At 65.7% G+C, this 26,549-nt stretch carries 25 protein-coding genes; 12 read left to right on the top strand and 13 right to left on the bottom strand.

All coding sequences use genetic code 11. From position 1 onward, the window contains the following. The 12 genes from AC07ZH_RS07995 to AC07ZH_RS07940 form a co-directional block, all read right to left on the bottom strand. A partial coding sequence (locus AC07ZH_RS07995) for a transposase (RefSeq protein ID WP_495199281.1) occupies positions 1–729 on the bottom strand: 729 nt, incomplete at its 3' end. A gap of 187 nt (positions 730–916) precedes the next feature. After that, positions 917–1,849 carry a M48 family metallopeptidase gene (locus tag AC07ZH_RS07990; protein ID WP_495199280.1) on the bottom strand — a complete coding sequence of 311 codons (933 nt, stop codon included), beginning with the start codon at positions 1,847–1,849 and terminating at the stop codon, positions 917–919. 39 nt (positions 1,850–1,888) lie between these two features. After that, on the bottom strand, positions 1,889–2,458 hold the full coding sequence (gene gmhB / locus AC07ZH_RS07985) for a D-glycero-beta-D-manno-heptose 1,7-bisphosphate 7-phosphatase (RefSeq protein ID WP_495199279.1): 570 nt from the start codon (positions 2,456–2,458) through the stop codon (positions 1,889–1,891). A gap of 16 nt (positions 2,459–2,474) precedes the next feature. Next, complete coding sequence (locus tag AC07ZH_RS07980) at positions 2,475–3,107, bottom strand: hypothetical protein (RefSeq protein WP_495199278.1); 633 nt, start codon at positions 3,105–3,107, stop codon at positions 2,475–2,477. Continuing rightward, on the bottom strand, positions 3,104–5,236 hold the full coding sequence (gene glyS / locus AC07ZH_RS07975) for a glycine--tRNA ligase subunit beta (RefSeq protein WP_495199277.1): 2,133 nt from the start codon (positions 5,234–5,236) through the stop codon (positions 3,104–3,106). The genes AC07ZH_RS07980 and glyS overlap by 4 nt, the downstream gene beginning before the upstream one ends. A gap of 16 nt (positions 5,237–5,252) precedes the next feature. Then, positions 5,253–6,173: a glycine--tRNA ligase subunit alpha gene (gene glyQ / locus AC07ZH_RS07970; RefSeq protein ID WP_495199276.1), complete on the bottom strand. Its 921-nt coding sequence runs from the start codon at positions 6,171–6,173 to the stop codon at positions 5,253–5,255. 129 nt (positions 6,174–6,302) lie between these two features. Then, positions 6,303–7,523: a beta-ketoacyl-ACP synthase I gene (gene fabB, locus AC07ZH_RS07965; RefSeq protein WP_495199275.1), complete on the bottom strand. Its 1,221-nt coding sequence runs from the start codon at positions 7,521–7,523 to the stop codon at positions 6,303–6,305. Next, positions 7,520–8,059 carry a 3-hydroxyacyl-[acyl-carrier-protein] dehydratase FabA gene (fabA, locus tag AC07ZH_RS07960; protein WP_119110225.1) on the bottom strand — a complete coding sequence of 180 codons (540 nt, stop codon included), beginning with the start codon at positions 8,057–8,059 and terminating at the stop codon, positions 7,520–7,522. Before fabA ends, fabB begins: the two co-directional genes overlap by 4 nt. Positions 8,060–8,174: 115 nt before the next feature. Beyond that, positions 8,175–9,773: an apolipoprotein N-acyltransferase gene (gene lnt / locus AC07ZH_RS07955; protein WP_495199274.1), complete on the bottom strand. Its 1,599-nt coding sequence runs from the start codon at positions 9,771–9,773 to the stop codon at positions 8,175–8,177. Beyond that, positions 9,773–10,651 (bottom strand): CorC family transporter, encoded by an 879-nt coding sequence (locus AC07ZH_RS07950; protein ID WP_119110223.1) that lies wholly within the window; start codon positions 10,649–10,651, stop codon positions 9,773–9,775. The genes lnt and AC07ZH_RS07950 overlap by 1 nt, the downstream gene beginning before the upstream one ends. Positions 10,652–10,727: 76 nt before the next feature. Next, positions 10,728–11,456 carry a GNAT family N-acetyltransferase gene (locus AC07ZH_RS07945; RefSeq protein ID WP_495199273.1) on the bottom strand — a complete coding sequence of 243 codons (729 nt, stop codon included), beginning with the start codon at positions 11,454–11,456 and terminating at the stop codon, positions 10,728–10,730. Between the two features lie 139 nt (positions 11,457–11,595). Then, the gene (locus tag AC07ZH_RS07940) at positions 11,596–12,078 is read right to left on the bottom strand and encodes an Lrp/AsnC family transcriptional regulator (protein ID WP_106448160.1); all 483 of its coding nucleotides are present in this window, start codon (positions 12,076–12,078) and stop codon (positions 11,596–11,598) included. A 149-nt stretch (positions 12,079–12,227) separates the two neighbouring features. On the opposite strand from AC07ZH_RS07940, the gene AC07ZH_RS07935 reads away from it, so the two are divergent. From AC07ZH_RS07935 to phhA, 4 genes are all read left to right on the top strand, one after another. Further along, on the top strand, positions 12,228–13,166 hold the full coding sequence (locus AC07ZH_RS07935; RefSeq protein ID WP_495199272.1) for an esterase/lipase family protein: 939 nt from the start codon (positions 12,228–12,230) through the stop codon (positions 13,164–13,166). After that, positions 13,163–14,104, top strand: coding sequence for a lipase secretion chaperone (locus AC07ZH_RS07930; RefSeq protein ID WP_495199271.1), 942 nt, complete (start codon positions 13,163–13,165; stop codon positions 14,102–14,104). Before AC07ZH_RS07935 ends, AC07ZH_RS07930 begins: the two co-directional genes overlap by 4 nt. A 217-nt stretch (positions 14,105–14,321) precedes the next feature. Next, positions 14,322–15,461, top strand: a complete 1,140-nt coding sequence (gene hppD, locus AC07ZH_RS07925) for a 4-hydroxyphenylpyruvate dioxygenase (RefSeq protein WP_495199270.1) — start codon at positions 14,322–14,324, stop codon at positions 15,459–15,461. A gap of 181 nt (positions 15,462–15,642) precedes the next feature. Then, positions 15,643–16,473 carry a phenylalanine 4-monooxygenase gene (gene phhA, locus AC07ZH_RS07920; RefSeq protein WP_495199269.1) on the top strand — a complete coding sequence of 277 codons (831 nt, stop codon included), beginning with the start codon at positions 15,643–15,645 and terminating at the stop codon, positions 16,471–16,473. A gap of 72 nt (positions 16,474–16,545) precedes the next feature. Here phhA and AC07ZH_RS07915 read toward each other — a convergent pair whose 3' ends face one another. After that, a complete protein-coding gene (locus AC07ZH_RS07915; protein WP_495199268.1) occupies positions 16,546–17,463 on the bottom strand; it encodes an esterase/lipase family protein in 918 nt (305 codons plus the stop codon). 50 nt (positions 17,464–17,513) lie between these two features. Between AC07ZH_RS07915 and AC07ZH_RS07910 the strand changes: the two genes are divergently transcribed. The 8 genes from AC07ZH_RS07910 (at position 17,514) to rbsD (ending at position 26,531) form a co-directional block, all read left to right on the top strand. Then, positions 17,514–18,254, top strand: coding sequence for an FFLEELY motif protein (locus AC07ZH_RS07910; RefSeq protein ID WP_495199267.1), 741 nt, complete (start codon positions 17,514–17,516; stop codon positions 18,252–18,254). Between the two features lie 60 nt (positions 18,255–18,314). Then, positions 18,315–20,003: an AMP-binding protein gene (locus tag AC07ZH_RS07905; RefSeq protein WP_495199266.1), complete on the top strand. Its 1,689-nt coding sequence runs from the start codon at positions 18,315–18,317 to the stop codon at positions 20,001–20,003. Between the two features lie 308 nt (positions 20,004–20,311). Beyond that, positions 20,312–21,265, top strand: coding sequence for a sugar ABC transporter substrate-binding protein (locus AC07ZH_RS07900; protein ID WP_495199265.1), 954 nt, complete (start codon positions 20,312–20,314; stop codon positions 21,263–21,265). A 189-nt stretch (positions 21,266–21,454) separates the two neighbouring features. Continuing rightward, positions 21,455–23,140: a sugar ABC transporter ATP-binding protein gene (locus AC07ZH_RS07895; RefSeq protein ID WP_495199264.1), complete on the top strand. Its 1,686-nt coding sequence runs from the start codon at positions 21,455–21,457 to the stop codon at positions 23,138–23,140. Then, positions 23,137–24,129 (top strand): ABC transporter permease, encoded by a 993-nt coding sequence (locus AC07ZH_RS07890; RefSeq protein ID WP_495199263.1) that lies wholly within the window; start codon positions 23,137–23,139, stop codon positions 24,127–24,129. The genes AC07ZH_RS07895 and AC07ZH_RS07890 overlap by 4 nt, the downstream gene beginning before the upstream one ends. A 52-nt stretch (positions 24,130–24,181) precedes the next feature. After that, a complete protein-coding gene (locus tag AC07ZH_RS07885; RefSeq protein ID WP_495199262.1) occupies positions 24,182–25,201 on the top strand; it encodes a LacI family DNA-binding transcriptional regulator in 1,020 nt (339 codons plus the stop codon). Next, positions 25,198–26,142, top strand: coding sequence for a ribokinase (rbsK, locus tag AC07ZH_RS07880; protein ID WP_495199261.1), 945 nt, complete (start codon positions 25,198–25,200; stop codon positions 26,140–26,142). Before AC07ZH_RS07885 ends, rbsK begins: the two co-directional genes overlap by 4 nt. Continuing rightward, positions 26,139–26,531, top strand: a complete 393-nt coding sequence (gene rbsD, locus AC07ZH_RS07875; protein WP_495199260.1) for a D-ribose pyranase — start codon at positions 26,139–26,141, stop codon at positions 26,529–26,531. The genes rbsK and rbsD overlap by 4 nt, the downstream gene beginning before the upstream one ends. Positions 26,532–26,549 lie beyond the last annotated feature (18 nt).

Raw genomic sequence — 26,549 nt, 5'->3', positions numbered from 1 at the left:
TTGCTCACCTGCTGCCAACACAATGTGCTGCTGGCGAACCCGGCCAGTAGGGATGGTGCTGTACTCCCCCCAGCAGCCCCTTGCCTGCAGCCTGGGGTGGTTGGTGTGCTCGCGAACAATGAAGCCCGCTGCACGCTGTTGCAGCCCGCACAGCAGGGGCTGCGTACAGAAATGCCGGTCTCCGATCCAGACCTGGCCCGCTTGCGCGCTGTCAATGAGTTCAGCCGCACCGATGCGCTCGCTTTGATAGGCATCCTCACAGGCCACGATGTCGCACACCAGCGCGCTGTCCGGGTCATAGACCACCACCGTATGCCCCGGCAAGGCGGCGCCGCGCAAGCCGCGCAGTGGCGCCAGACGCTTGTCGCTGGCGGGCAGGTGGTTGCCATCGAAAATGCGCAACTGCCAGCCCGGTAGGCTGGGTTGGTTGTTCAGGCCAGTGGTCACCGGCGCCAAGCGCTGGGCACTGCCCCGCACCAAGGCCCGCAGCAGGGCCGGTTCCGTGCGTTTGACCTTGGCGTACAGCGCCGCCAACGACACCGGCAGGCGATCAGCCATCTTGCGCGCGGCCGCATGCAGCGAGGGCCGCAGCCCCAGCGTGACCAACGTCATCAGCTCCACAACGCTGGAGAACAGCAACTCGCGTGGATATTGGCGCTGGCGATGTTGATCGAACACTTCGTCTATCCATTGCGCAGGCAGCGCCCGATCCAGCGCCAGGTGTGTCATCACCGCAGCTGGCGCCTGCTGCTCGTACTTCTCAACAACAACCTGCCAGATGATCTTCTCCCGGTTTCTTTAGGCTCTGCGAGCTTACGGGAACGGGGGGATCAAAGACGTTGAAAGGCATGGCCCTTAGAACGTGTTTACGATCTCGCAGGAGCCGCTGGGAGATCGTAAACACGTTCTTAGACGCTCAGTCATCTTCCCAGCTCGGCGCAGTCTCCTCGCGCAGGCGCCTGCGCAACTGCGCGTAATCGGGCAAGACTGCGCCCACTTCGGCCCAGAAGCGCGGGCTGTGGTCCATGACGCGCAGGTGTGCGAGCTCATGCACCACGACGTAGTCGAGCACTTCGGGTGCGAAGTGCATCAAGCGCCAGTTCAGCCGGATGGAGCCGTCGCTGCGCGCGCTGCCCCAGCGCGTGCGCGCGTTGGTGAGCGCCAGGCGCTGCCAGCGCACGCCCATGCGCGGTGCGAAATGATCGAGCCGCTCGCTGAAGTGCGCGCGCGCTGCACGCCCGAGCCAGGCCCCAGCCGCATCACGGATCTGCTGGGGGCTGGCACTTGCAGGCAACCCCAATTGCAGCGTCGGCATGCCTCCTGGAGCAGCGACGAGCCGCCCACCCATCGGAGCAGCACCATCGAGCTGCACGCACAGCGACTGGCCCAGCCATGGCAGGCACACCCCATCGCGCCAGACGATGCGCGCCTCGTCCTGGAGCGCGGCGCGCTCGCGTGTCTCGGCAAGCTTGCGCAGTATCCAGCCGGCCTTTTCCTGCAGCGCCGCATCGATGGCGCCCAGTGTGACAGCGTGCGGTGCGCGCACCGACAGGCCTTGCGCACCCACCGTGAAGCCGATGCTGCGGCGGCGCGCACGCACCAGCGCATACGCCACCACGGCGTCGCCCAGGCGCAGCTCCCGGCGCGCCTGCGGGTGCCGAAACACCAGGGGCGCAAACAGCTCCGCGCCGTGCTCCCGCGACCTCTTAGCTTCCAATTCAGGAGCTGCAACCGCTTTTGGAATAAGCGCTAGAGGCCTATTTCGTTTGAATTTTTTCGGCGCCTCACCTGGTACAGCCAGCGGCGCTGGCGCAAAGAAGTCAAACGCCAACTGGATCAGGGTCTGCATGGACAGCGGTCTTGCCATCGGGCCCGAGAGCCAGCACCTTCAGGCGATTTGCACCATGGCTGGCTCGGCGTCACTTTCCGCCTCGCGCGCCAAGTAATCAGCGAAAGCCGAGAGGTCCTGGTGCGTACGCAGCACCGGCGGCATGTCGCCTGACGGCTCGGCGCCGCTGCGCAGCAGATGCAGCTGCGCGCCAATGGCAGCACCAGCCTGCAGGTGATCGGCACTGTCGCCCACCACCAGCACTTCGGCGGGGGCCAGGCCATAGCGCTCGCAAATCTGCTCGAACAAACCAGGCGCCGGCTTGCGGCAACTGCACGCTTCGCCTGGCGCGTGCGGACAGTAGAACACCGCGTCGATACGGCCCCCAGCGGCCGAGAGCAACCGGTGTATCTTGGCATGCACCGCGTTCAGCGTGGCAACGTCGAAAAGACCCCGCCCAAGCCCCGGCTGGTTGGTCGCCACCACGGCATGCCAGCCCAGCCGGTTGATGCGCGCCACCGCCTCCAGCGCACCGGGAAGCGGCTGCCAGTCGTCCGGCGTTGCGACAAAATCGTCGCCAGCAAGCGGCACGTTGAGGGTGCCGTCGCGATCAAGAATCACGAGTTTCATGCGGCTGATTATCCGGCTATTGGACGGCGGGGGGCGTCTCTGCCGTCTCTGCGGCTTCCCAGCCCGTCAGGTACAGGCCGTAGAACCGGCCGTGCGCCAGCACCACGCGCAGGCGTTGCCCAGGGTGCCAGAGCGCAACGCCCTCGTCGTTAATGCGCACGAGCTGCGCTCCGGCCAGAGAAGACACCTCCAGCACCACTTCGCTGCCCCCCAACTGGTGCAGCGTGGGCGGGCGCGGGCGCAACCCGAGCACGCGCGCCTGGGCTGCGGGCAGCGGCGCGCACTGCTCGGTATTGGCGTGCGACACCCACAGCGCTCCCGCGCCGCCCAGCCACAACAGCACCCACAAAGCGACCAGCACCCGCCGCACCGCCCGCGCGCCACCGCGTCGCCACCACAGCCACAGCAGGCCGGCGATCAGCGCCAGCGCCACGCCGGCAAGCAACCAGGGCAGGAACAGCGCCAAGGCCGAGGGCGACGACGGCAGCGGCGCAATGGCAAACGCGGGGCCCGGCGCGTGCCGGCCGTCCAGCCATTCGAGCCACGCCCGTACGGCAGCGAGCAGGGCGGGCGGCCCAAACGCCAGGACAACCCCTGCCTGGCGCCCGTCCCTAGCGCGCGGCGGCTGGGGCACTGCGCCCGCGCTCATACCGCCAAGCGGGAAAGGTCGGCCACGCGGTTCATCGCCAGGTGCAGGCTTTTGAGAAGACCCTGGCGATTCAGGCGCAGGTCGAGTTGCTCGGCGTTGACCATGACATCGTCAAAGAAGGCGTCTACCGGCGCACGCAGCACCGCCAGGGTTTGCAACGACGCAGTGAAATCGCCCGCCTCGAACTGGGCATTGGCTTCGGGGACGAAACGCTGCAGGGCGGCGTACAGATCCTGCTCGGCCGCTTCTTGCAGCAGCTCGGGGTTGACATGCGGATCGACGTCGCCGGCCTTCTTGAGGATATTGGCGACGCGCTTGTTGGCGGCAGCCAGCGCCGGGCTTTCGGGAAGCGCAGCGAAAGCGCGCACGGCAGCAAGCTGCTTTTCCACCAGCGCCAGGCGCTGCGGGCGCAGGGCCAGCACGGCATCGACCTCTTGCGCGCTGTAACCCTGCTCGCGCAGGTTGCCGGCCAGGCGGTCGTAGATGAAATCCGCCACCTGCGGTGCAGCATCCGTGATCTTGTCGCCAAAGGCAGGTACCGTACTGGCAAGCAGCGCATTCAGATCCAGCGACAGATTCTTCTCCACCAGCATGCGGATCACGCCCAGCGCATGCCGGCGCAGCGCAAACGGATCGCGGTCGCCTGTCGGCAGGTTGCCAATGCCGAACATGCCCACCAGGGTTTCCAGCTTGTCGGCCAGCGCCACCGCCACACCGACAGTGCTCCGCGGCAGGGTGTCGCCGGAAAAACGCGGCTTGTAGTGGTCTTCGATGGCGTCCGCCACCGTTTCGCTCAGGCCATCGTTGAGCGCGTAGTAGCGGCCCATGGTGCCCTGCAGCTCGGGGAACTCGCCCACCATATCGGTGACGAGGTCGGTCTTGGCCAGCAATGCGGCCTGGTCGGCCTGTTGCACCAGTGCGCTATCGCCCAATTGATGGGCAATGGCCTGGGCAATGGCACGCACGCGCTCCACGCGCTCACCCTGGGTACCGAGCTTGTTGTGGTAGACCACCTTGCCGAGGCCTTCGACGCGCGAGGCCAAGGTCTTCTTGCGGTCCTGGTCAAAGAAGAACTTGGCGTCCGCCAGGCGAGGGCGCACCACGCGCTCGTTGCCGCCGATCACCAGGCTTGGGTCATCCGGGGTGATGTTGCTGACCACCAGGAACCGGTTGGTCAACTTGTCGGCCGCGTCCAGCAGCGGGAAGTACTTCTGGTTGGCCTTCATCGTGAGGATGAGGCATTCCTGCGGCACGCCAAGAAACTCCTGCTCGAACGAGCACACCAGCACATTGGGGCGCTCGACCAGCGCAGTGACTTCGTCGAGCAGGGCATCGTCCTCAATGGCATGGGCGCCGTTGCCCACTTTTGCGGCTGCAGCAGCCAGCTGGCGCGCGATCTCGGCGCGGCGCTCGGCGAAGCTGGCAATGACGGCGCCTTCATCGCGCAGTTGCTGGGCATAGCTGTCCGCAATCCTGAGCACCACGGGCGAGACAGCCGCCTCAAACCGGTGGCCCTGCGTACGGTTGCCCGCCGTGAGCCCCAGCGCCTTGACCGGCACCACGTCGCTGCCGTGCAGCGCCACCAACCCATGGGCGGGGCGCACGAACTGCACGCTGCTCCAGCCGGGGAGTTCGCAGTCGGTCTCCAACTGGTAGGTCATGACCTTGGGAATGGGAAGCTTGGCGATGGCCTCGTGCAGCGCCTTTTGCAGCCCCTCCTGCAGCGTAGCGCCGGGCAGCACGCTGTCGTAGAACAAGGCCTCGGCCTTGCCGTCTTGCGCGCGTTGGAGAAGAGCGACCGCAGCAGCCGGGTCAGATACCTGCACGCCCAGGGCTTGCAGCTTTTTCAGCAGCGCAGGCGTGGCGGTGCCAGCGGCGTCCAGCCCCACGCTGACGGGCATGAGCTTTTGGCGCACGGCCTTGTCGGCGGCCTTGCCGGCCACGGCGGTCACCTGCGCGGCCAGGCGGCGCGGCGAGGCGAATGGTGTGAGCACCGAATCCGCGGTCGCCAGGCCCTGGGCCTTGAGTTGCTCACACAGCACGCCGGCAAAGGCATCGCCCAGTTTTTGCAGCGCTTTGGGGGGCAGCTCTTCGACGAAGAGCTCGACGAGTAGATTTTTCGTTGTCATGAAGTGGGCTCCGGCCTCAGGCGGCCTTCTGGGTCATTTGCGCAACCCATTCGCGCGGCGCCAAGGGGAAGCCCAGGCGCTCGCGGCTCTCGTAATAGCTTTGGGCCACGGCACGGGCCAGGTTACGGATGCGGCCGATGTACGCGGCACGCTCGGTTACCGAAATGGCGCCACGTGCGTCCAGCAGGTTGAAGCTGTGCGCGGCCTTGAGCACTTGCTCGTAGGCGGGCAGCGCCAGCCGCTGCTCCATCAGGTGCTTCGCCTGCTTTTCATGGGCGTTGAAGGCCGTGAACAGAAAATCGGCATCACTGTGCTCGAAGTTGTAGGTGGACTGCTCCACCTCGTTTTGCTTGTAGACGTCGCCATAGGTCAGCTTTGAACCATCAGCGCCTTCGGTCCAGGTCAGGTTGTAAACGTTGTCCACGCCCTGCAGGTACATGGCCAGGCGCTCCAGACCGTAGGTGATCTCGCCCGTGGCGGGCTTGCAGTCGATGCCGCCGACCTGCTGGAAGTAGGTGAACTGCGTCACCTCCATGCCGTTGAGCCAGACCTCCCAGCCCAGGCCCCATGCGCCCAGCGTGGGGTTTTCCCAGTCGTCTTCCACAAAACGGATGTCGTTCTTCTTCAGATCAAAGCCCAGTGCCTGAAGCGAGCCAAGGTACAGCTCAAGGATGTTGCTCGGCGCAGGCTTCAAGACCACCTGGTACTGGTAGTAGTGCTGCAGCCGGTTGGGGTTCTCGCCGTAGCGGCCGTCCTTGGGGCGGCGGCTGGGCTGCACGTAGGCCGCCTTCCAGGGTTCAGGGCCGATTGCTCTTAAAAATGTAGCGGTATGCGAAGTACCAGCACCCACTTCCATGTCGTAGGGCTGTAAAAGCGCGCAGCCTTGCGCGTCCCAGTAAGACTGGAGCTTGAGAATGATTTGCTGGAAGGTCAACATGGGGCGTCCTGCGCGGAATCAACCACGCCAGAGTAAGCCGGGCGATGCCCGCAGCACGCCAAAGCGGCGCGCCAAACCCACGATTTTACGGCCGCTGGGATTGCAGGCGCGACAGGAGCGCTGTAGGTCTTAGGCGCCGTCCCAGCGGCGCAGCACCAGGCTGGCGTTGGTGCCGCCAAAGCCAAAGCTGTTGGACAACACGGTGGTGAGCGGCGCATCGCGCGACACGCGCACGATCGGCATGCCTTCAGCCGCTGGGTCCAGGTTCTCGATGTTCGCCGAACCGGCGATGAAGCCGCCTTGCAGCATGTACAGGCAGTAAATCGCCTCTTGCACGCCCGTCGCTCCTTGGGAGTGGCCGGTGAGCGACTTGGTCGAAGAAAACGGTGGCACTGCATCGCCAAAGACTTCGCGCAGCGCCCGCAGTTCGGGTACATCCCCCACGGGAGTGGAGGTGCCATGCATGTTCACATAGTCAATAGGGCCGCCACCCGCGTTAGCGATGGCCTGGCGCATGCACGCAATGGCGCCTTCGCCGGAAGGGGCGACCATGTCTTCGCCGTCGGACGACAGGCCAAAGCCCACGAGCTCGGCGAAGATGTGGGCGCCGCGCGCCTGGGCGTGCTCCAGGCTTTCCAGCACCAGCGCGCCGCCGCCCCCAGCAATCACAAAGCCGTCGCGGTCGGTGTCGTAAGGACGCGAGGCCTTCTCGGGCGTGTCGTTGAATTTGCTGGACATGGCCCCCATGCCGTCAAACAGCAGTGCCAGGCCCCAGGAGAGCTCCTCGCCGCCACCTGCGAACATCACATCCTGCAAGCCAAAAGCAATCTGCTGCGCTGCCATGCCCACGCAATGGGCAGAGGTGCTGCAAGCCGAGGTGATCGAGAAATTGACGCCTTTAATGGCGAACGCCGTCGACAGGTTGGCCGACACGGTCGAACCCATGCAGCGCGTCACCTGGTAAGGCCCGACGCGGCGAATACCTTTGCTGCGCAGCGTGTCGGCCGCCTCAATCTGGTTGGCCGGCGAGCCGCCGCCAGAGCCCATGATGAGGCCGGTGCGGGGATGCGACACCTGCGCGGGCGTGAGCCCCGCCTCTGCAATGGCATTCTTGAGGGACACATAGGCGTAGGCCGCGGCATCGCCCATGAAGCGGCGCTGCTTGCGGTCGATGAGCGCATCCAGATCAATCTGCGGCACGCCCGCCACCTGGCTGCGCAGGCCGAATTCGGTGAACTCCGGCATAGCGCGGATACCGGATTTTCCTTCGCGCAGCGATGCAGTCACTGCCTCCTGGTCATTGCCAATACACGAGACGATGCCCGTGCCCGTGATCACCACCCGTTTCATGGAGTCTCTCCTGTCGCTGGGGCACCCACCGAGGCGTCGTCCTTCTTGAACAGGCCGACACGCAGGTCGCTTGCCACGTAAATTTCCTGGCCATCCGCCAACAGGCGGGCGTCGCCAATGGCCATCACCAGCTTGCGCTTGATGACCCGTTTGATATTGATTTCGTAGGTGACCAATTTGACGTCAGGCCCCACCTCGCCCGTGAACTTCACCTCGCCCGCGCCCAGCGCACGGCCTTTTCCCGGCAATTGCAGCCACGTCAGGTAGAAACCAATCAGTTGCCACATGGCGTCCAGACCCAGGCAGCCGGGCATCACCGGATCGCCCTGGAAATGGCAGGCAAAGAACCACAAGTCGGGCCGCACGTCGAGTTCAGCGCGAATCAGACCCAGGCCGTGCGCGCCACCTTCGCTGTCAATATGCGTGATGCGATCGAACATCAGCATGGGCGGCAGCGGCAGGCGCCCGCTTTCGGGCGAAAAAAGCCGCCCCTCGCCGGAGGCGATCAGTTGCTCGTACGAAAAGGAATCTGCCATGAAAATCGTGCTCCAGGCCTGCGCAGGCAAGGCCTTCGTTCGGTAGGGGTGCCCTTCGCCTGGCGGGACTGCGTCGCCCGGAGCCACGGCGCCAAGTCAGGCAATAAGTGCATTTTTAGATGGATACGTCTAGCCCCGATTGTAGAGACGCTTTGCGGCTTCTTCTTGCGCGGTTACCACGCACAAGGAATGCGACCAACACGCAGATAGCCCCCAAAATCCACAAGGGCTGCAAACGCCAGCGCGCCGCCCACCAGGCAAAGGGCGTTATCGCACCGCCCTGCCCCTGCACGCTTGCGTACAGCGCGCCACGTGTCGCACGGGCGAGACGGTGCGTCACCACACCGCGATGGTCGATGACCGCCGTAGCGCCGGTGTTGGTGGCGCGCACCATGGGTCGGTCGAATTCCAGTGTCCGCATGCGGCTGATCGTGAGATGCTGGTCGATGGCCAGCCCCGTGCCGAACCAGCCAATGTTGCTCAGATTGAGCAGCACCGTGGGCGCTGTCTCGGGCACGCGAAACTGCGCTGCGATTTCGTCACCAAACAAGTCTTCGTAGCAAATATTGGGGGCAATCCGCTCGCCATGCCAGACAAAGCTGGCCTGGCCCAGCGGGCCGCGCCCGAAGTCACCCAGGGGAATATCGAGAAGCTCGGTAAACCAGCGAAACAGGGGGGGGATGAACTCCCCAAAGGGCACGAGGTGGTGTTTGTCGTACCGGTAGGGCGCGCTTTGGCCCGGCGCAAAGCCCAACGCCGAATTGGTGTAGCCCGTCTTGAGGTCGCCAAGCGGAATGCCGATGAGTGCCGCCTGTTCGCCGTGGCTGTAGCGCCGCGCAATCGCTTCCAAATAGCCCGGCGGCAATTGCTGCGGCAGCAGCGGCAGCGCCGTCTCGGGTGCCACCACCAGGCTGGCATCGGCGTGGGCCAGTTGCTCCGCGTACCAGTGCAGCGCCGTGGGAACGCCGCTGCCGGGCTGAAATTTTTCATCTTGCGGGATATTGCCTTGAAGCAAGGCCAGCGTCAGCGGTACATGCGCCGGGGCGGAATCGCCGCGCGAACGATCGTGCCACCCATAAAGTGCGCCCAGCCCCAAGGCCAGCACCGCCAGCAGCAGCCAGGCACGGCCGCTTCGCGCATCGGCAAGGCGCAAGCGCGCCAGCAGCATGGCCAGGAACGCGGCGACGAAACCTATCCCATACACACCGACCAGCGGCGCCAGTACGGCCAACGGTCCGTCGACATGCGCATAGCCTCCAGCGCCCCAGGGAAACCCCGTCCACAGCGTATTGCGGGCCAGTTCGGCGATCAACCACAACCCGGCAAACAAGAGCGCAGCACCCAGGCGCGATGCAGGCGCCAATGCTCGGTAGAGCAGGCCCGCGAGCGCGTAGTACGACGCAAGGAACACCGCCAGCCCGACCACCGCCAGCACCGCGAGTGGTGCGGGCAGGCCACCATAGGTGTGCAGCGAGATGAACAACCACCAAAAGGTGCCGCTCAACCAGGCGGTACCAAACCACCAGGCCCGCGCACCCGCGCTGCGGGGCCTGGGCGCCGCCCGCAGCAGCGCCGCCAGCACCGCCAGCGAGAAAATTTGCAAACCCCAGACCGGCTGACCGCTGCCCGGCCAGGCCAGCGACGCCGCCTGCGCGAGGCCTGCAGCGCAGGCGAGCAAGGCAGGCAGAACGCCGCCGCGCGCGCGCATCGGCATCAATCTGGCCGGGCGAGGTCTTGCGTGGCGCCAGTCACCTTGAACCAGCGCACCGCGCCGCCCTTGGTGTGCAGCACCACAAAATGCAGGCCGCAAAACTGCAGATGCTCGCCGCGCTTGGGCACATGGCCCATTTCATGCGCGATGAGGCCACCGATGGTGTCGAACTCATCTTCGGGGTCCGTACTGGCGATCGTCACGCCAAACGCCTCGGCAACACGTTCCACGGGAGTGTCGCCACTGACACGGTAGGTACGGTCGGCCAGTGCAAAGATATCGCCGTCGTCCTCGGGAATATCGAATTCGTCCTCAATCTCACCGACGATTTCTTCCAGCACGTCCTCGATGGTGACCAGCCCGGCAACGCGGCCAAACTCGTCAATCACCACAGCGAGATGGCTGCGGTTGCTGCGAAACTCGCGCAGCAAATCGTTCAGGCCCTTGGTTTCCGGCACGAAGGTGGCCGGGCGCAGCAGCGTGCGAATGTGCAGATCGGGCGAGCGCTGCAGCTTGAGCAGGTCTTTGGCCATCAGCACGCCGATGATGTTTTCGCGCTCCCCCTGGTACACCGGAAAGCGCGAATGCGCCGTGTTGATGACCAGGCGCAGCAACTCGTCCATGGGCGCATCGATATCGAGCAGGTCCATGCGGGGGGCGGCGACCATGACGTCGCCCGTCGTGCGATCGGCCATGCGCAGCACGCGCTCCAGCATCACGCGCGACTCGGGACCAATCAGCTCGTTGTCCTCGGCCTCGGAAAGAATGGCGACGAGCTCGTCAATGGAATCAGGACCCGGATGGATGAATTCGACGAGTCGCTTGAAGAAGGTGCGCTTGTCTTCCTTGTCAAGCGCGCGCGCGGGATGCGGTTCGGACACTGCCTTTGGATGCAGGACATGCGGTAGTGGATCAGAGCCCTAGTGTAGTGTTGGACAGGCAGAGACTCCAAGCGCCTCATTCTTCAGGCGTTTGGCCGGCGGTATTCTGGATCGCGCCGGTGCGCATTGCCTGCAGCCCGGATAGGAACCGCCAGAATTGGTGCGCTTGCTGTTTGAGCCGGTAATCGAACTCGGCAAACTGCTGCTCCACCGCCTCGGCCATGTGCGTGTCCAGGCTGGCTGGCGCGAGATCCAGAAACGCTTCGGATTCCGGGCCTTCGCGCCGCACCCGCGCCCCGGCCGCGCGCGCGATGTTCAGCATGGGCGTGTTCTCTGAGAGTGCATGGATGAACAGCATGCGCACGCCGGCGTTGCGGGCGTGCATCGCCGCGCGGTCAAACAAGCGCGCTCCGTAGCCACGCCCACGGGCATGTTCCAGCACCGAAACGCCGAACTCCGCGCATTCGCTATGGGCGGCGGTGTCGGTGTACGCCAGATGGGCCATGGCGATCAGTTCGAGGCGGCGGTTGTAGATGCCAAAAATCTCGTCGCGGTCGAAATTGAGCTGCTCGGCGTAGCGCCGCACCTGCTCGTCGCGGGCAGCGTAGCCAAAGCGCAGGTAGCGGTCGGCGGGCGCCAGCGCCAGCAGGTGTTGGGCAATGCGCTCGCGGTGCGCGGGGCCGAGGGAGCGGATGGGCACCATGAGCGGACTGCGCGTGGCATCCGACAGCCTGGCAGCGGGAACCCGAAGCAGGTCCATTCCCGTGTTCCAGGACGCCTTGATCCAGTCTTTGGTTTCAGTCATGGAGCCAATATAGGCGCTTTGCCTCCGCTTTCCAAGCGTTTTTTGTTGCAGTGCAACAAATTAGACTGTAGAGCCAAATTTTCAATGAAATCAAACGCTTGCCAAGATGTCCCGAGTAGGAGGAAGGCGTGGAAAGCCGTCAGACAGGTACCGCCGTGGTGGCCTTGACGTGGTCCAGCACAAAGCTGGTCTTGCAATCCTGCACGCTGGGGTGCTTAAGCAGCGTCTCCATGATGAAGCGGCTGTAATGCGCCATATCGGCCACGACCACTCGCAGCAGGTAGTCCATTTCGCCGGTGAGCGAAGCGCACTCGACCACTTCTGGCCAGGTCTGCACCGCCGCACGAAACACATCCATCGGGTTGCGCTTGTGGCTCTCGGTGGCTTTTTCCAGCCGCACGTTGAGGTAGGCGGTGAGCCCCAAGCCCACCGACTCGGGCTTGACCAATGCCACGTAGCGGTCGATCACCCCGGCTTCTTCCAAGCGCTTGACGCGGCGCAAGACGGCACTGGGCGAGAGCCCCACCTGCTCGCCGATGACGTCGTAGGTTTCGCGGCCATTGGCTTGCAGACAGCGCAAGATGGATCGGTCTAGCTTGTCGAGTGCGTCTTTGGTTTGCATGGCGCAGGATTTTATCGCTGCACGTTCCGTCTGCGCGACGTGCGGCACCACGGGTATGTCCGAATACGCAGCGCTCCACGTCGCAGAAACAATTTTGCTCACAAAAAAGAACGAGCGTTCTTTTTTGTCCATAACTACCAGGAGACACCATGACCGCATTTTTTCGCCAGTTGCCGATGCGCTGGCTATTCGCTCTCGCGCTGCTGTGCGCCACCGCCCTGCCTGCCACGGCAGCAAGCACCTACGCCCAGACGCGTTACCCCATCGTGCTGGTGCATGGGCTCTTCGGTTTTGATTCGGTGTTTGGTATCGACTATTTCTACGGCATCCCGAGCGACCTGCGCCAGAGCGGCGCCCAGGTCTACGTGGCGCAGGTGTCGGCCGCCAACAGCACCGAGGTGCGCGGCGAACAGTTGCTCGCGCAGGTGCGCAACATTCTGGCGATCACCGGCGCAGCCAAGGTAAACCTGATCGGGCACTCGCATGGCGGCCCCACGGCACGCTATGTGGCCGGTGTGGCGCCGCAACTCGTGGCTTCGGTCACTTCGGTCGGCGGCGTCAACCGTGGTTCGCGCGTGGCCGATGTGTTGCGCGGCGTGGCCCCGGCCGGCAGTGTGGGCGAGACGGTTGCCCAGGGCGCCGCTAGCGCCCTGGTGACCTTGATCAACCTCGCCTCGGGCGGGAGCAGCCTGCCGCAGATGCCCACCGCCGCCCTCGATTCGCTGACCACGGCCGGCTCGGCCCGCTTCAACCAGCGCTTTGGCGCGGGCGTTCCCACCAGCGGCTGCGGCAACGGCGCCGAACTGGTTGCGGGCGTGCGCTATTACTCCTGGACCGGCAAGAACACGCTGACCAACGTGCTCGACCCGAGCGACGCGGCCTTGTTTGCCACCGGCTTGGTGTTTGGCGAAGCCAACGATGGGCTGGTGGCGGCTTGTTCGGCGCACCTGGGCCTCCACCTGGGCGACTACCGGCAGAACCACCTGGACGAAATCAACCAGATGGTGGGCCTGCGCGACTGGTTTTCGCCCGATCCTGTCACGCTGTACCGCGAGCAAGCCCACCGCCTGAAGAACGCCGGGCTGTGAAGGGACGCACCATTGCGCTGGTGGGCGCGGCCGCAGTGCTTGCGGCCGGCGCGTGGTGGCTGGTGTCGCAGGACATTGGAGAATCGGCTGCGCAAGGCGCTGCACAGCGACCGGCAGGCGCAGGGGAATCGCCGAAGCACCATGGTGAACCGCTGGCACCTCGTGGAACCTCCACGCTGAGTTCCGCCGCCGTCGACCCCCTGCTCACCCCAGGGCTGCGCGATGAACTAGAAGCGATGCTGCTGGAAGCCGGCGACATGCCCAACCCCCAAGCCTTGAAGCGACGCCTGGCCGACCTGGTGGCGCGGCGCTTTGGCGAGGCGCTCAGCACGCGCGCCCTGGCCCTGGCCGAGCGCTATGTGGACTACCGCGTCGCCCTGGGCGAACTCAAGCCACCCAAGGACGCCACCGATCCACGGGCCCTGCGCGACGTGCTGCAGGCGCGCGATGCACTGCGCCGCCAGTATTTCGACGAAACTGAATTCGACGCGCTGTTTGCCGACCAGCAGGCGCTCGACCGCTACACCCTGGCGCGCCTGGAAATCGAGCGCAACCGTGATCTGACCGCGGAGCAGCGCCGCCAGGCGCTCGCAGGCACGGAAACCGAACTCGACCCGCAACAACGCGCCGAGCGGGCGCAGAGCGTGGTGCAAGAAGCCGTGGGTGCACAAACCGCCGCCTTCAACGCCGCCGGAACCGACGAGCGCACCCGCTTTGCCCAGCGCAGCGCGCGCTTTGGCGAAGACGCCGCCCAGCGCCTGGCCCAGCTGGACGCGCAAGACCGCGACTGGAACGCACGGCTGGACGACTATGCCCGCGCCCAGGCAAGCCAGACCGACGCCAATGCCCTGGCGCAATTGCGCGAGCGCAGCTTCACCCCGCAGGAGCAATTGCGGCTCGATGCGGCGCTGGCGCTGCGCGCCACTCCGGCCCGCTGAAACAGGGCAGGCGCCCTCTTGGGCACCGCAGATGCGCCATTGAACGCATTGATGCAGCGCAGGGCTTCAGCATAAACCTGCGTAAAAACCCAACAATTCGCCTAAATATTGATCCAATCGGCCTCTACAGTGCAGGCATTCGTTCGCAAAGGCGCGTCCGCATCGGCTCCAAGCTTCGCGAACCAGCGCCAAGAACCTTCCACAAGACGGAGACCGCATGCACCCCACCGAAACCCTCGCGTCCGCCGACGCCCATGCCGCCTGGGACAACCCCATGGGCACCGACGGCTTTGAATTCATTGAATACGCCGCACCGGACCCAGCCGCCATGGGCCGCGCCTTCGAGGCCATGGGCTTCAAGCCGGTGGCGCGCCACCGCCACAAGAACGTCACCCTCTTCCGCCAGGGCACGATCAACTTCCTGATCAACGCCGAGCCCGACAGCTTTGCCCAGCGTTTTGCGCGCCTGCACGGCCCCAGCGTCTGCGCCATCGCATTCCGCGTGCACGACGCCAAGGCGGCCTACGAGCGCGCCGTCTCGCTGGGCGCCTGGGGCTACGCCGGCAAGGCGGGGCCGGGCGAACTGAACATTCCGGCCATCAAAGGCATTGGCGACAGCCTGATCTACTTTGTCGACCGCTGGCGCGGCAAGGGCGGCGCACAGCCCGGCGACATCGGCAACATCGGCTTCTTCGATGTCGATTTCGAGGCCCTGCCCGGTGTCAGCGCGCAGGAAGCCCTAGCGCCCTTTGGGCACGGCCTGACCTATATCGACCACCTCACGCACAACGTGCACCGCGGCCGCATGGGCGAGTGGGCCGACTTTTACGAACGGCTGTTCAACTTCCGCGAGATCCGCTACTTCGACATCGAAGGCCAGGTCACGGGCGTCAAGAGCAAGGCCATGACCAGCCCCTGCGGCAAGATCCGCATCCCGATCAACGAGGAAGGCAAAGAGAACCCCGGCCAGATCCAGGAGTACCTCGATAGCTACAAGGGCGAAGGCATCCAGCACATCGCCATGGGCTCGGACGATCTCTACAAGACCGTGGACGGCCTGCGTGCCAGCGGCGTGCGCCTGCTCGACACCATCGACACCTACTACGAGCTGGTGGACAAGCGCATTCCGGGCCACGGCGAGCCGCTCGAAGAACTGCACAAGCGCAAGATCCTGATCGACGGCAAGAAGGGCGCCCTGTTGCTGCAAATCTTCAGCGAAAACCAGCTCGGCCCGATCTTCTTCGAGTTCATTCAGAGGAAGGGCGACGACGGTTTCGGCAACGGCAACTTCAAGGCGCTGTTCGAATCCATCGAACTCGACCAGATCCGCCGTGGCGTGCTCAAGGCACCAGCCTGAATAGAGACACCCCCTGTGTCGCTCCGCTCCTTCCCCCCGCTCTCGCATCGCTGCGCGACGCAGGCAGGGGGACGCCGCCAGCGCGGCGGAGCGGCCCTTGCGCGGCGGCCCTGGCCTGGGCGGCGCCGGTTGCATGCGCCGTGGCCGGTACATGCCCCATGAAGACTGAAAAGGAGACCCCATGGCCGTCGAACCCGTTGTCTATGGCGCCAGCGAGCGCCCCCCGCGCGGCGACTACGCCCGCGCCGGCGCCGACTACACCTGCCCGCAAGACTACGCCCGCTACACCGAGCAGGACCACGACACCTACCGGCGCCTCTACGCACGCCAGTCGGCGTTGCTGCCGGGGTTGGCCAGCGAGGCCTTCATCGCCGCGCTGCCGTCGCTGGGCGCAGAGGACCGCATCCCACGCTTCGAAGACATCAACGCGCGCCTGAAACCTGCCACCGGTTGGGAGATCGTCGGCGTGCCGGGGCTGATCCCCGAAGTTCCTTTCTTCACCCTGCTCGCCAACCGCAAGTTCCCGGTGACGGACTGGATCCGCACGCCCGAAGAGTTCGACTACATCGTCGAGCCCGACATCTTCCACGACCTGTTCGGCCATGTGCCGCTGCTGTTCAACCCGGTGTTTGCCGATTACGTGCAGCGCTACGGCCAGGGCGGGCTCAAGGCCGAGCGCCTGGGCGCCTGCGAAATGCTCTCGCGCCTGTACTGGTACACCATCGAGTTTGGCCTGATCCGCGAAGCCGGCGGCCTGCGTGCCTACGGCGCAGGCATTCTGAGTTCGTCGGGCGAGCTGCCGTATTCGGTGCAAAGCACTGAGCCGCAGCGCTTGCCGTTGCAACTCGAGCGCACCATGCGCACGCGCTACAAGATCGACAGCTTCCAGGAAACGTATTTCGTCATCGACAGCTTCCAGGACCTGTTCGACATGACAGCGGCCGATTTCGCGCCGGTGTACGAACGCTTGCGCGGCCTGCCCGAGATCGCCGCCAACGCATCAGGCGACTGAGCAGGCAGGGAAGTTGCTCTTGTTTCAATAGCTACTAACGCTTATCAGATAAGCGCTAGAGGCCAATTTGGCTTAACTTTTTTCAACAGGATCTGCTGCCCGCGCCAGCAAGGCCAGGCAGCCCTGCAGCACCTCGGGGCGGCGCGCCATCTCCACATGCGCCACGCCGGCGATCAAACGGTTGTCGGCGCCCTGCAAGGTGGCGGTGCTGGTGGGGAAGACGATGTTGTCGCAGTTGGAATACCAGCAGGTGAACAGCGCCGCACGGCCCGGCGGCTCGGCCCCGCTGAGCGCGCCTACCCAATCACCGTCAAGCGCCATCTGCCGGCCATTGGCGGCGCGCGAGAAGCGCCCGGCCCAGGTGCCGCGGTGCGGCGTGCCCAGGGTAATGACATGCTGCACCCGCGCCTCGCCTGCGCAGGCGCGCAGCCAGGCACGCGCGGCGAGGCCCCCCATGCTGTGGCAGATGAGCACCGGCGCCATGCCGGTGGCCGCGTGCACACGCTGCACAGCCGCCTCGATGGTGGGCGCGTAATCGTCAATCGAACCGAACACCGGCTCCAGGTTCACCGCCTCGTAGGCATGGCCGGCGGCGCGCAGGGGCTCGAACCACGGGCGCCAGAGCGCCCGGTTGCACAAAAACCCGTGCACCAGCACCACACCGCGCTGGCCAGCGGGCGCCGTGGGCAGCCAGTCGGGTTCCGCATGGCTGCGAAAGGGCTGGTCCCAGCAGAACACGCGCAGCGCCACGCCCAGCTCGGCCCACCAGGCGTGCACCACCTGCGCAAGCCGGGCGCGCGGCGCCGGGTCTGCGGCATTCACGCGCTGCATCAAGGTGAACTGCAGCGCCATCACAGCCAGGTACAGCAGCGCGGCGAACGCCAGACCGCCCACGGCCCAAACGGGCGAGTGCGGCAGGGCAAAAACCAGCCAGAGGGCCGCCATCAGCAGCAGGCCAATGGTCCAGGTGGCTTGGAGGCGGGCGATCATGGCAATGGTGTAATGGGTGCAAGCCCTATTGTGCAAGCCGAAATCTCGAAATGGACGCAGCAGAAAACATCCGGCAAAGTATTGCCCGCGTGACCGAACTGCGCGCCGCGCAGGCGTCCAACCCCGCGCTGGCCACCGCCGTGCGCGACATCAAGCAGTTTCAATCGCGCCGCTTCATGGGAAGCTACACCGACCTGATGCGCGACCCCACGGTCCGCCCCGCCACGCAGTTTTTCCTGGATGAGCTCTACAGCCCCGGCGACTACAGCGCCCGCGACGCGCAGTTCGCACGCATCGCCGGCACGCTGCAAACCGTCTTTCCCCGCCCGGTGGTCCACACCGCGCTGACGCTGGCGCTGCTGCACGCCAAGACCGAGGAGCTGGACCACGCCATGGCCCAGGCCTGGCTGGCGCAGCCCGCAACCACCCCCGAAGCGTGCCGCTACGCCGCAGCCTGGAAGACGGCGGGCCAGCCCGAAGCGCGGCGCCAGCAGCTGGCCTGGGTGATGGAGCTGGGCCACGACCTGACGCGCTTTACCCGCACCCCCGGCCTGCGCCTTCTCCTGCGCGCCATGCGCGGGCCCGCCCAGGCGGCAGGCATGGGCGCGTTGCAGCATTTCCTGGAGGTGGGTTTCGACACGTTTGGCGCGCTGGCAAGGAAGCGCGGCGCCGTCGAAGGTTTTCTGGACACGGTGCGCGAGCGCGAGACCCGGCTGATGGACTTGCTGTTCGACGCCGAGCTTGTCGCCTGCGAGACGCAATTGGCCCACACCCTAGGACAAGCCCGGTAGGCCCGTCCAGAGAGGCCCAACAGAATCAAAGGTTTCGTCACTTTGCACCCGCTTCCTCGCATGGACAAGATCTGGCTCAAGAATTACCCCGCAGGCGTACCGCACGAGGTGCACCCCGAGCAATACCGTTCGGCCGCCCACATGATCGAAGACGCCATGCGCCAGCATGCCGGGCGCCCGTTCTCGGTCTGCATGGAGCAGTGGATGGACTACGCCGAGCTCGACCGCCAGTCTGCCGCGCTGGGGGCCTGGCTGCAAGGCCAGGGGCTCGCACCCGGTGCGCGCGTGGCCATCATGCTGCCCAATATTCCGCAGTTCGCCGTGACCATGGCGGCGGTGCTGCGCGCGGGCTACATCTGCGTCAACGTCAACCCGCTCTACACCGCACGCGAGCTGGAGCACCAGCTCAAGGACTCGGGCGCCAGCGCCATCGTCATCCTGGAGAACTTCGCCCATACCCTGGCCGAAGTCATTGGGCACACCGGCGTGCAGCGCGTGGTGATGGCCTCCATGGGCGACCTGCTGGGCTTCTGGTACGGCCGCTGGATCACCTTTGCCGTGCGCCACCTCGCCAAGATGGTGCCGGCGTATAGCCTGCCGCTCTCGGCGGGGCGCACGCTGGTCACCTTCCGCCAGGCCCTGGCCGATGGCGCGCGGCGCACGCTCACCGCCAGCAGCGCCACATTGGACGACACGGCATTCCTGCAATACACCGGCGGCACCACCGGGCGATCGAAAGGCGCGGTGCTGACCCACCGCAACATCGTCGCCGCCACGCTGCAGGCCGAGGCCTGGTTCACCCCGGCCCTGGCCAAAATGGGCGACGTCACCCGCGCCAACAGCATTGCCGCGCTGCCGCTGTACCACATCTTCGCGCTCACGCTGTGCCTGCTGGCGATCCGCCAGGGCTCGCACCTGACCCTGATTCCCAACCCGCGCGACATTCCCAAGTTCGTCGAGGTGCTCAAGAAGCGCCCCTTCCACATGCTGCCGGCGGTGAACACCTTGTTCAATGCGCTGCTCCACAACCCGCAGTTCCGCACACTGGATTTCTCGCAGCTCTGCGTGTCACAGGCCGGCGGCATGGCAGCGTCCGAGGGCACGGCGCGCCAATGGCAGAAGGTGACCGGCAGCGTCATGGTCGAAGGCTGGGGCATGAGCGAAACCTGCGCCATCGGCACCAACAACCCGGTGAACACCACCGAGTTTTCCGGCAGTATCGGCCTGCCGCTGCCGGGCATCGACATCGCCATCAAGGACGACGAGGGCAACAGTTTGGCACTCGGTGAGCCGGGCGAGATCTGCATCCGCGGCCCCAACGTGACACCGGGCTACTACGAAAAACCCGAGGAAAACGCCGCCGCCTTCACGCAGGACGGTTTCCTGCGCACCGGCGACATCGGCATCATGGACGCGGAGGGCTACACCCGCATCATCGACCGCAAGAAGGACATGATCCTGGTCAGCGGCTTCAACGTCTTCCCCAATGAAATCGAGAACGTGGTCTCGCTGTGCCCCGGCGTGCTCGAATGCGCGGCCGTGGGCGTGCCCGACGAGCGCCAGGGCGAGTCGGTCAAGCTCTTCGTGGTGCGCAGCGACGCGAACCTGACCGAAGACGACGTGGCGCGCTATTGCCACGACAATCTGACCGGCTACAAGCGCCCGAGCCGCATCGAGTTCCGCGATGATCTGCCCAAGACCAACGTGGGCAAGATTCTGCGGCGCCAGCTGCGCACGCCGACGGCCTGACACAGCGGCCATCCCACTCAGGGCGGACAGACTCCAGGGCGCTTTGGCGCCCTTTCCTTTTCTTGACCCGCACCGACCTCCATCACAGCCCCACGGGGCCAACCGGAAGCGAGAAAGCGCTCCACGCCATGCTCGACATTTCGGGTTAACACTGAGAAGCAAACGTTTGCGCAAACGATTGCTTTGAGTATCATTTGCAACCGACAAGCAAGCGCAGAACACGCGGGCGGGGCATCAAGCCACGGCTTCGCGCACTTTGTGTGCCGCTGACCTGTCGCCCTCGCCCAACCATCCCAACTGGAAACACCATGCCATTCACCCGCCGCTCCTTTCAGACTGCCGCCGCCCTTGCCGTACTGGGGGGCCTGCTGGCCGGCCCTGCCGTGGCACAGGACAAGCCCAAGGTCGCGCTCATCATGAAATCCCTGGCCAACGAGTTCTTCCACACCATGGAAGACGGCGCCAAGGCCCACCATCAGCAGCATGCCGCCCAGTACACGCTGATCGCCAGCGGCATCAAGGACGAAACCGATACCGCAGCCCAGATCAAGATGGTCGAGCAGGCCATCGCCCAAAGGGCCAACGCCATCGTGCTGGCTCCAGCCGACTCCAAGGCCCTGGTGCCCGTCGTCAAAGCGGCCATCGACAAGGGCATCCTCGTCGTCAATATCGACAACCAGCTCGATGCCGATGCGCTGAAGGAAAAGCACATCACCGTGCCTTTTGTGGGCCCGGACAACCGCCAGGGCGCCAAGCTCGTGGGCGACTACCTGGCCAAGACGCTCAAGGCCGGCGACAAGGTGGGCATCATCGAAGGCGTGTCCACCACCTTCAACGCACAGCAGCGCACCTTGGGCTACCAGGACGCGATGAAAGCCGCCAATATCACCGTGGTGGGCGTGCAGTCCGGCAACTGGGAAATTGAAAAAGGCAACACCGTGGCCGCTGGCATGCTGCGCGAGCACCCCGATCTTGCCGCCCTGCTGGCCGGCAACGACAGCATGGCCCTGGGGGTCGTGGCCGCCGTCAAAGCCGCAGGAAAGACCGGCAAGGTGCAGGTGGTGGGCTATGACAACATCGGCGCCATCAAACCCATGCTGGCCGATGGCCGCGTGCTGGCCACCGCGGACCAATTTGCCGCCAAACAGGCTGTTTTCGGTATTGAACTGGCGCTGAAAGCGCTTGCGGCCAAAACGCCGCAGGCCCAGCTCCCCGTCCAGGTGAAAACCGACGTGGTGCTGATCACCAAGGACAGCAAGTAAACCCTGGACCCAACCCTGCACCGCAGTAAGACGCAAACCGGCGCCCTTCCCGACCGTTCACCCTGAGCTTGCCTATCCTGAGTTTGTCGAGGGGTCGAATCAAGGGGCCGCCACCTTGGCGCCCTGGCCTGGACCGGCTCAGCCCGAACGGCCAGGGATGCCATGGCCTGTAACCCGCTTTTCCACACCATGCCCCATTCACCCCACACCACGCCGCTGCTGAGCATCGACGCGGTCGGCAAGGACTACCACGCCAGTACCGTGATTGACGGCGTGACGCTCACGCTGAACGCGGGCGAGGTGTTGGCGCTGACGGGCGAAAACGGCGCAGGCAAAAGCACGTTGTCCAAAATCCTCTGCGGGCTCACGCCCGCCACACGCGGCAGCATGCGCCTGGGCGGGCAGCTCTTTGCGCCTACCTCGCGCCGCGAGGCCGAACGGCATGGCGTGCGCATGGTGATGCAAGAGCTGGGGCTGGTGCCCACGCTCACCGTGGCCGAAAACCTGCTGCTCGGCCGCATGCCCCACCGGGCGGGCTGGCTGAAGCGCGATGTGCTGCATGCAGCGGCACGCACACAACTGGCCAAGATCGGTTTGGAAGGCATCGCCCCCGCCACGCCGGTTTCACAACTGGGCATCGGCCAGCAGCAGATGGTAGAGATCGCCCGCAACCTGCAGGACGACACGCGCATTCTGGTGCTCGACGAGCCCACGGCCATGCTCACGCCGCGCGAAACCACCTACCTGTTTGACCAGATCGCACGCCTCACCGGGCGCGGGGTGGCCATTGTCTATGTGTCGCACCGGTTGGAAGAGCTGCGGCGCATTGCCGACCGCGTGGCGGTGCTGCGCGACGGGCGGTTGGTGGACGTGTGCCCCATAGCCGGGCTGTCGGAAGACGATCTTGTGCGCCGCATGGTGGGCCGCTCCGTGAACGACCTGGAGCACCGGCCGCGCCGCGTAGCCGGGCCGGCGGTGATGCAGGTGGACGGCATCGGGCGCGGCACCGCCGTGCAGGATGTGAGCCTCACGCTGCATGCGGGCGAAGTCTTTGGCATCGCGGGCCTGGTCGGCTCGGGGCGCACCGAGCTGATCCGTCTGCTGTTTGGCGCTGACCGCGCAGATCGAGGCAGCATCACGCTGTACACACAAAAACTTAAGCAAAAACAGCCTCCAGCGCTTGATGCACAAGCGCAAGGCGCTATCAACACAGTAGCAAACACCCTCGCACGCGGCTTTGCCTCTCCGCTGCATGCCATCCGCGCCGGCGTGGGCCTGGTGACGGAAGACCGCAAATCGCAGGGTTTGCTGCTGACCCAGCCGATCCGCATCAACGCCACGCTGTCCGACCTCGGCACCGTCTCGCGCGGCGGCTGGCTGCTGCGTGCGCTGGAGCGCCGCCTGGTGGGGGGCCTGGTGCGCACGCTGAGCATTCGCTGCCGCAGCGGCGAGCAGCCCGTGGGGCAGCTGTCCGGCGGCAACCAGCAAAAAGTGGTGTTCGCCCGCTGGCTGCACCGGCCCGTGCGTGCGCTGCTGCTGGACGAGCCCACGCGGGGCGTGGACGTGGGCGCACGCGCCGAGATCTACACCGAGCTGGACCGCATGGCCGACGAAGGCCGCGCGCTGCTCATGGTGTCGTCCGACCTGCGCGAACTCATGGCCATGGCGGACCGCATCGGTGTGATGCGCGCGGGCCGCCTGGTAGCCGTATTCGAACGCGGCGAATGGTCCGAACAATCCTTGCTCGCCGCAGCGTTCTCCGACACGGCCGGACACCCTGCCGGCGCGGCCTCCGCCAGTACCTCCGTTCCGGTTTCAGCCCCAACAGCACCGTCCGCTGCTTCGTCCCACTCCGCTTCTTCCGCCATCGCATGAACGCCGCCGCACCATCGACTACCCTCTCTTCTGCGCCACGCTCCGCCTCGATGTGGCGCAGCCAACTGGGCACCTATCTGGGGCTGGTCGCCGTGCTGGCCGGCATGGTGGGGCTGTTTTCCTGGCGGTCCGAATACTTCTGGAGCGCCGAGACCTTCGTCACCATCGCCAACGAAATTCCGGCGCTGGCCGTGATGGCGGTGGGCATGACGTTTGTGCTCATCATCGCGGGCATCGACCTGTCGGTGGGCTCGGTCATGGCACTGTCGGCCGCCACTTCGGCCGCTGCCATCCTGCAATGGCACTGGTCGGTGCCGGCCGCCGCCGCACTGGCGCTGCTCACCGGACTGGTGTGCGGCACTCTCACGGGGGCCATCTCGGTGGCGTGGCGACTGCCGTCGTTCATCGTCTCACTGGGCATGCTCGAAGCCGTGCGCGGCAGCGCCTACCTGGTGACCGACTCGCGCACGCAGTATGTGGGCGACGCGATCTCCTGGCTGGCGGCACCGTTTTTTGGTGGCATTTCGGTGGCCTTCCTGATTGCACTGGCGCTGGTGGTACTGGCACAGATGGTGCTGACGCGTACCGTGTTTGGCCGTTCGGTGGTGGGCATCGGCACCAACGAGGAAGCCATGCGCCTGGCCGGGGTGGACCCGCGCCCGGTGCAAATCATCGTTTTTGCCCTCACCGGCCTGCTCTCGGGCCTGGCGGGCCTGATGCAGTCGGCCCGGCTGGAAGCCGCCGACCCCAATGCCGGCACCGGCATGGAGCTGCAAGTGATCGCGGCGGTGGTGATCGGCGGCACCAGCCTGATGGGTGGGCGCGGCTCGGTGGTGACCACCGCGTTTGGCGTATTGATCATTGCGGTGCTGGAGGCCGGTCTGGCGCAGGTGGGGGCGAGCGAGCCCTCCAAGCGCATCATCACGGGCGCGGTGATCGTGGCGGCCGTCATCATTGACACACTGCGCCAGCGGCGCACCGCAGGCTGACTCCAAGCCCACATTCCTTCGATCCAACCGCCTTCTTTATCTCCTCCTTCGCATGGCTACTATCAAGGACGTTGCGCGCCACGCCGACGTATCGGTCACCACGGTGTCGCACGTGGTCAATGGCACGCGCCACGTCAGCCCCGAGGGCCGCGCGCGTGTCGAGCAGGCTATCCGGGCGCTCGGGTACGTGCCCAGCGCCATCGCGCGCAGCCTCAAGAGCCACAACACCCGCACGCTGGGCATGCTGATCCCCAACAGCTCCAATCCGTACTTCGCGGAGATCGTGCACAGCGTCGAAGACCGCTGCTTTGGCGCCGGCTACAACGTCATCCTGTGCAACACCAACGATGAAGCGCACCGCCAGGGCAGCTACCTGCAGGTACTGGCCGAGCGCCGCATCGACGGGCTGATCGTGGTCTCCACCGGCCACGACGCCACGCTGCCCACGCAGCTGGCAGGCCTGTCCATCCCCACCGTTCTGGTGGACCGTGAGATCGAGCTCGCCGAACAGCCGTGCGACCTGGTGGAAACCGCACACCTGCAGGGCGGCCTGCTCGCCACACGGCACCTGCTGTCGCAAGGCCACCGGCGCATTGCCTGTATCGGCGGGCCTGCGGGCCTGGCGCCCAGCGAGCAGCGCATTGCGGGCTGGCGCACCGCGTTGGCCGATGCAGGGTGCGGCACCGGCAACGGCATGCTGTGGCATGGCAACTTCACCAGCCAGGGGGGCTACGAGGCCATGCACGCGCTGCTGCGCATCCCGGAGCCACCCACCGCCGTTTTCATCTGCAACGACCTCATGGCCATCGGCGCCCTGTGCGCGGCCCATGAGCGCGCGCTGCGTGTCCCCGAGGCCCTGTCCATCGTGGGTTTTGACGACATCGAACTGACCGCCTTCACCTGCCCGCCCCTTACCACTGTGGCCCAGCCCAAACAGCGCATCGGTGCACTGGCGGTAGACATGCTGCTCGAACGCATCGACGGCAAGCGCCAAGACGCCCGCAAGGTCATGCTGCAGCCCGAGCTGCGCGTGCGGGCATCCACCGCTGCGGCGGTGGGGGTGCGTTCATGAGCCTACCCACCACGCCCCACATCGCCGTGGTGGGCAGCCTCAATATGGACTTGGTATTCCAGGTGACCCGAGCGCCTGAGGCCGGCGAAACCGTTCTGGCCTCGGGCATGAGCCTCATTCCCGGCGGGAAAGGCGGCAACCAGGCCGTGGCCTGCGCACGCCAGGGCGCGCAGGTGCATCTTTTTGGCCGCGTGGGCGACGACGCCTATGGCTACACCCTGCGAGCAGCGCTGGACGCCGACAACATCGACCACCAAGGGGTGCAGACCGATGCCACCACCACCACGGGTGTCGCCGCCATTACGGTGGACGCCGCGGCGCAGAACCGCATCGTGGTCGTGCCAGGTGCCAATGGCCGGTTTGTGCTCGACATCCCCGTGCTAGACGCCGCATTGCAGGGCGCACGCAGCCTGGTGCTCCAATTCGAAACCCCCTTGCCACAGTTGCTGGTCGCCGCACAGCGCGCGGGCGCCGCCGGCTGCCCGGTGCTGCTCAACCCCTCCCCCATCCAACCTCTGCCCGATGCGCTGTGGTCGCTGGTCGACACGCTGGTGGTCAATGAGGTGGAGGCCGCCGCCCTGGCGGACATGGCCGTGGACACTCCACGAGACGCCGCCCTTGCCGCACAAGCCCTGCGCACACGCGGCCCCACCCAGGTGGTGGTGACACTGGGCGCGGCGGGAGCCGTGGCGGCCGATGCGGCGGGCTGCCGCCACCACCCCGGCATGGCCGTGCGGGCGGTCGACACAACCGCCGCGGGCGATACCTTTTTGGGCGCACTGGCCGTGGCGCTGGCACGCGGCGAGCGGTTGGACACTGCCGTGCGCGAGGGCATCCGCGCTGCAGCGCTGTGCGTCACGCAACCAGGTGCGCAGCCCTCTATCCCCACCCGCGCAGCCGTCGCGCAAAGCCCCCAACCACCCGACTGGATTCCCCTGTGAAACGCACCGCCTTGCTGCATGCCGAACTCTCCCACGCCATCGCCAGCCTGGGCCATGGCGACATGCTGGTGATTGGTGATGCCGGCCTGCCCATCCCGACAGGGCCCAGGCGCATCGACCTGGCACTCACGCCGGGCATTCCTGCCGTGGCAGACGTGCTGCGGGTCGTGCTGTCGGAAATGCAGGTCGAGAAAGCGATCCTCGCCACCGAAGCCATCGAGCACAACGCGGGCGCATTGCCCGATTGGTCTGCCGCGCTGGCAGTGGTGCCCAGCCAGTTGCCGCACGACGCGTTCAAGCGCCTCACCCAACAGGCGCGCGTGATGGTGCGCACGGGCGAATGCACGCCGTACGCCAATGTGATTTTGGTGGCGGGCGTGACGTTCTGACATCGCAGCCAGAGACGC

It is taken from the genome of Simplicispira sp. GW247-4R2A, from assembly GCF_059424465.1.
The sequence above is the reverse complement of the archived record's forward strand: the minus strand, read 5'-3'. Positions and strand labels throughout refer to the sequence as shown.

Coding starts and splice junctions, on each gene's coding strand:
- AC07ZH_RS07990 (WP_495199280.1), bottom strand. CDS start 1,849: ATGCAGACCCTGATCCAGTTGGCGTTTGACTTCTTTGCGCCAGCGCCG.
- gmhB (WP_495199279.1), bottom strand. CDS start 2,458: ATGAAACTCGTGATTCTTGATCGCGACGGCACCCTCAACGTGCCGCTT.
- AC07ZH_RS07980 (WP_495199278.1), bottom strand. CDS start 3,107: ATGAGCGCGGGCGCAGTGCCCCAGCCGCCGCGCGCTAGGGACGGGCGC.
- glyS (WP_495199277.1), bottom strand. CDS start 5,236: ATGACAACGAAAAATCTACTCGTCGAGCTCTTCGTCGAAGAGCTGCCC.
- glyQ (WP_495199276.1), bottom strand. CDS start 6,173: ATGTTGACCTTCCAGCAAATCATTCTCAAGCTCCAGTCTTACTGGGAC.
- fabB (WP_495199275.1), bottom strand. CDS start 7,523: ATGAAACGGGTGGTGATCACGGGCACGGGCATCGTCTCGTGTATTGGC.
- fabA (WP_119110225.1), bottom strand. CDS start 8,059: ATGGCAGATTCCTTTTCGTACGAGCAACTGATCGCCTCCGGCGAGGGG.
- lnt (WP_495199274.1), bottom strand. CDS start 9,773: ATGCCGATGCGCGCGCGCGGCGGCGTTCTGCCTGCCTTGCTCGCCTGC.
- AC07ZH_RS07945 (WP_495199273.1), bottom strand. CDS start 11,456: ATGACTGAAACCAAAGACTGGATCAAGGCGTCCTGGAACACGGGAATG.
- AC07ZH_RS07940 (WP_106448160.1), bottom strand. CDS start 12,078: ATGCAAACCAAAGACGCACTCGACAAGCTAGACCGATCCATCTTGCGC.
- AC07ZH_RS07935 (WP_495199272.1), top strand. CDS start 12,228: ATGACCGCATTTTTTCGCCAGTTGCCGATGCGCTGGCTATTCGCTCTC.
- hppD (WP_495199270.1), top strand. CDS start 14,322: ATGCACCCCACCGAAACCCTCGCGTCCGCCGACGCCCATGCCGCCTGG.
- phhA (WP_495199269.1), top strand. CDS start 15,643: ATGGCCGTCGAACCCGTTGTCTATGGCGCCAGCGAGCGCCCCCCGCGC.
- AC07ZH_RS07915 (WP_495199268.1), bottom strand. CDS start 17,463: ATGATCGCCCGCCTCCAAGCCACCTGGACCATTGGCCTGCTGCTGATG.
- AC07ZH_RS07910 (WP_495199267.1), top strand. CDS start 17,514: ATGGACGCAGCAGAAAACATCCGGCAAAGTATTGCCCGCGTGACCGAA.
- AC07ZH_RS07905 (WP_495199266.1), top strand. CDS start 18,315: ATGGACAAGATCTGGCTCAAGAATTACCCCGCAGGCGTACCGCACGAG.
- AC07ZH_RS07900 (WP_495199265.1), top strand. CDS start 20,312: ATGCCATTCACCCGCCGCTCCTTTCAGACTGCCGCCGCCCTTGCCGTA.
- AC07ZH_RS07895 (WP_495199264.1), top strand. CDS start 21,455: ATGCCCCATTCACCCCACACCACGCCGCTGCTGAGCATCGACGCGGTC.
- AC07ZH_RS07890 (WP_495199263.1), top strand. CDS start 23,137: ATGAACGCCGCCGCACCATCGACTACCCTCTCTTCTGCGCCACGCTCC.
- AC07ZH_RS07885 (WP_495199262.1), top strand. CDS start 24,182: ATGGCTACTATCAAGGACGTTGCGCGCCACGCCGACGTATCGGTCACC.
- rbsK (WP_495199261.1), top strand. CDS start 25,198: ATGAGCCTACCCACCACGCCCCACATCGCCGTGGTGGGCAGCCTCAAT.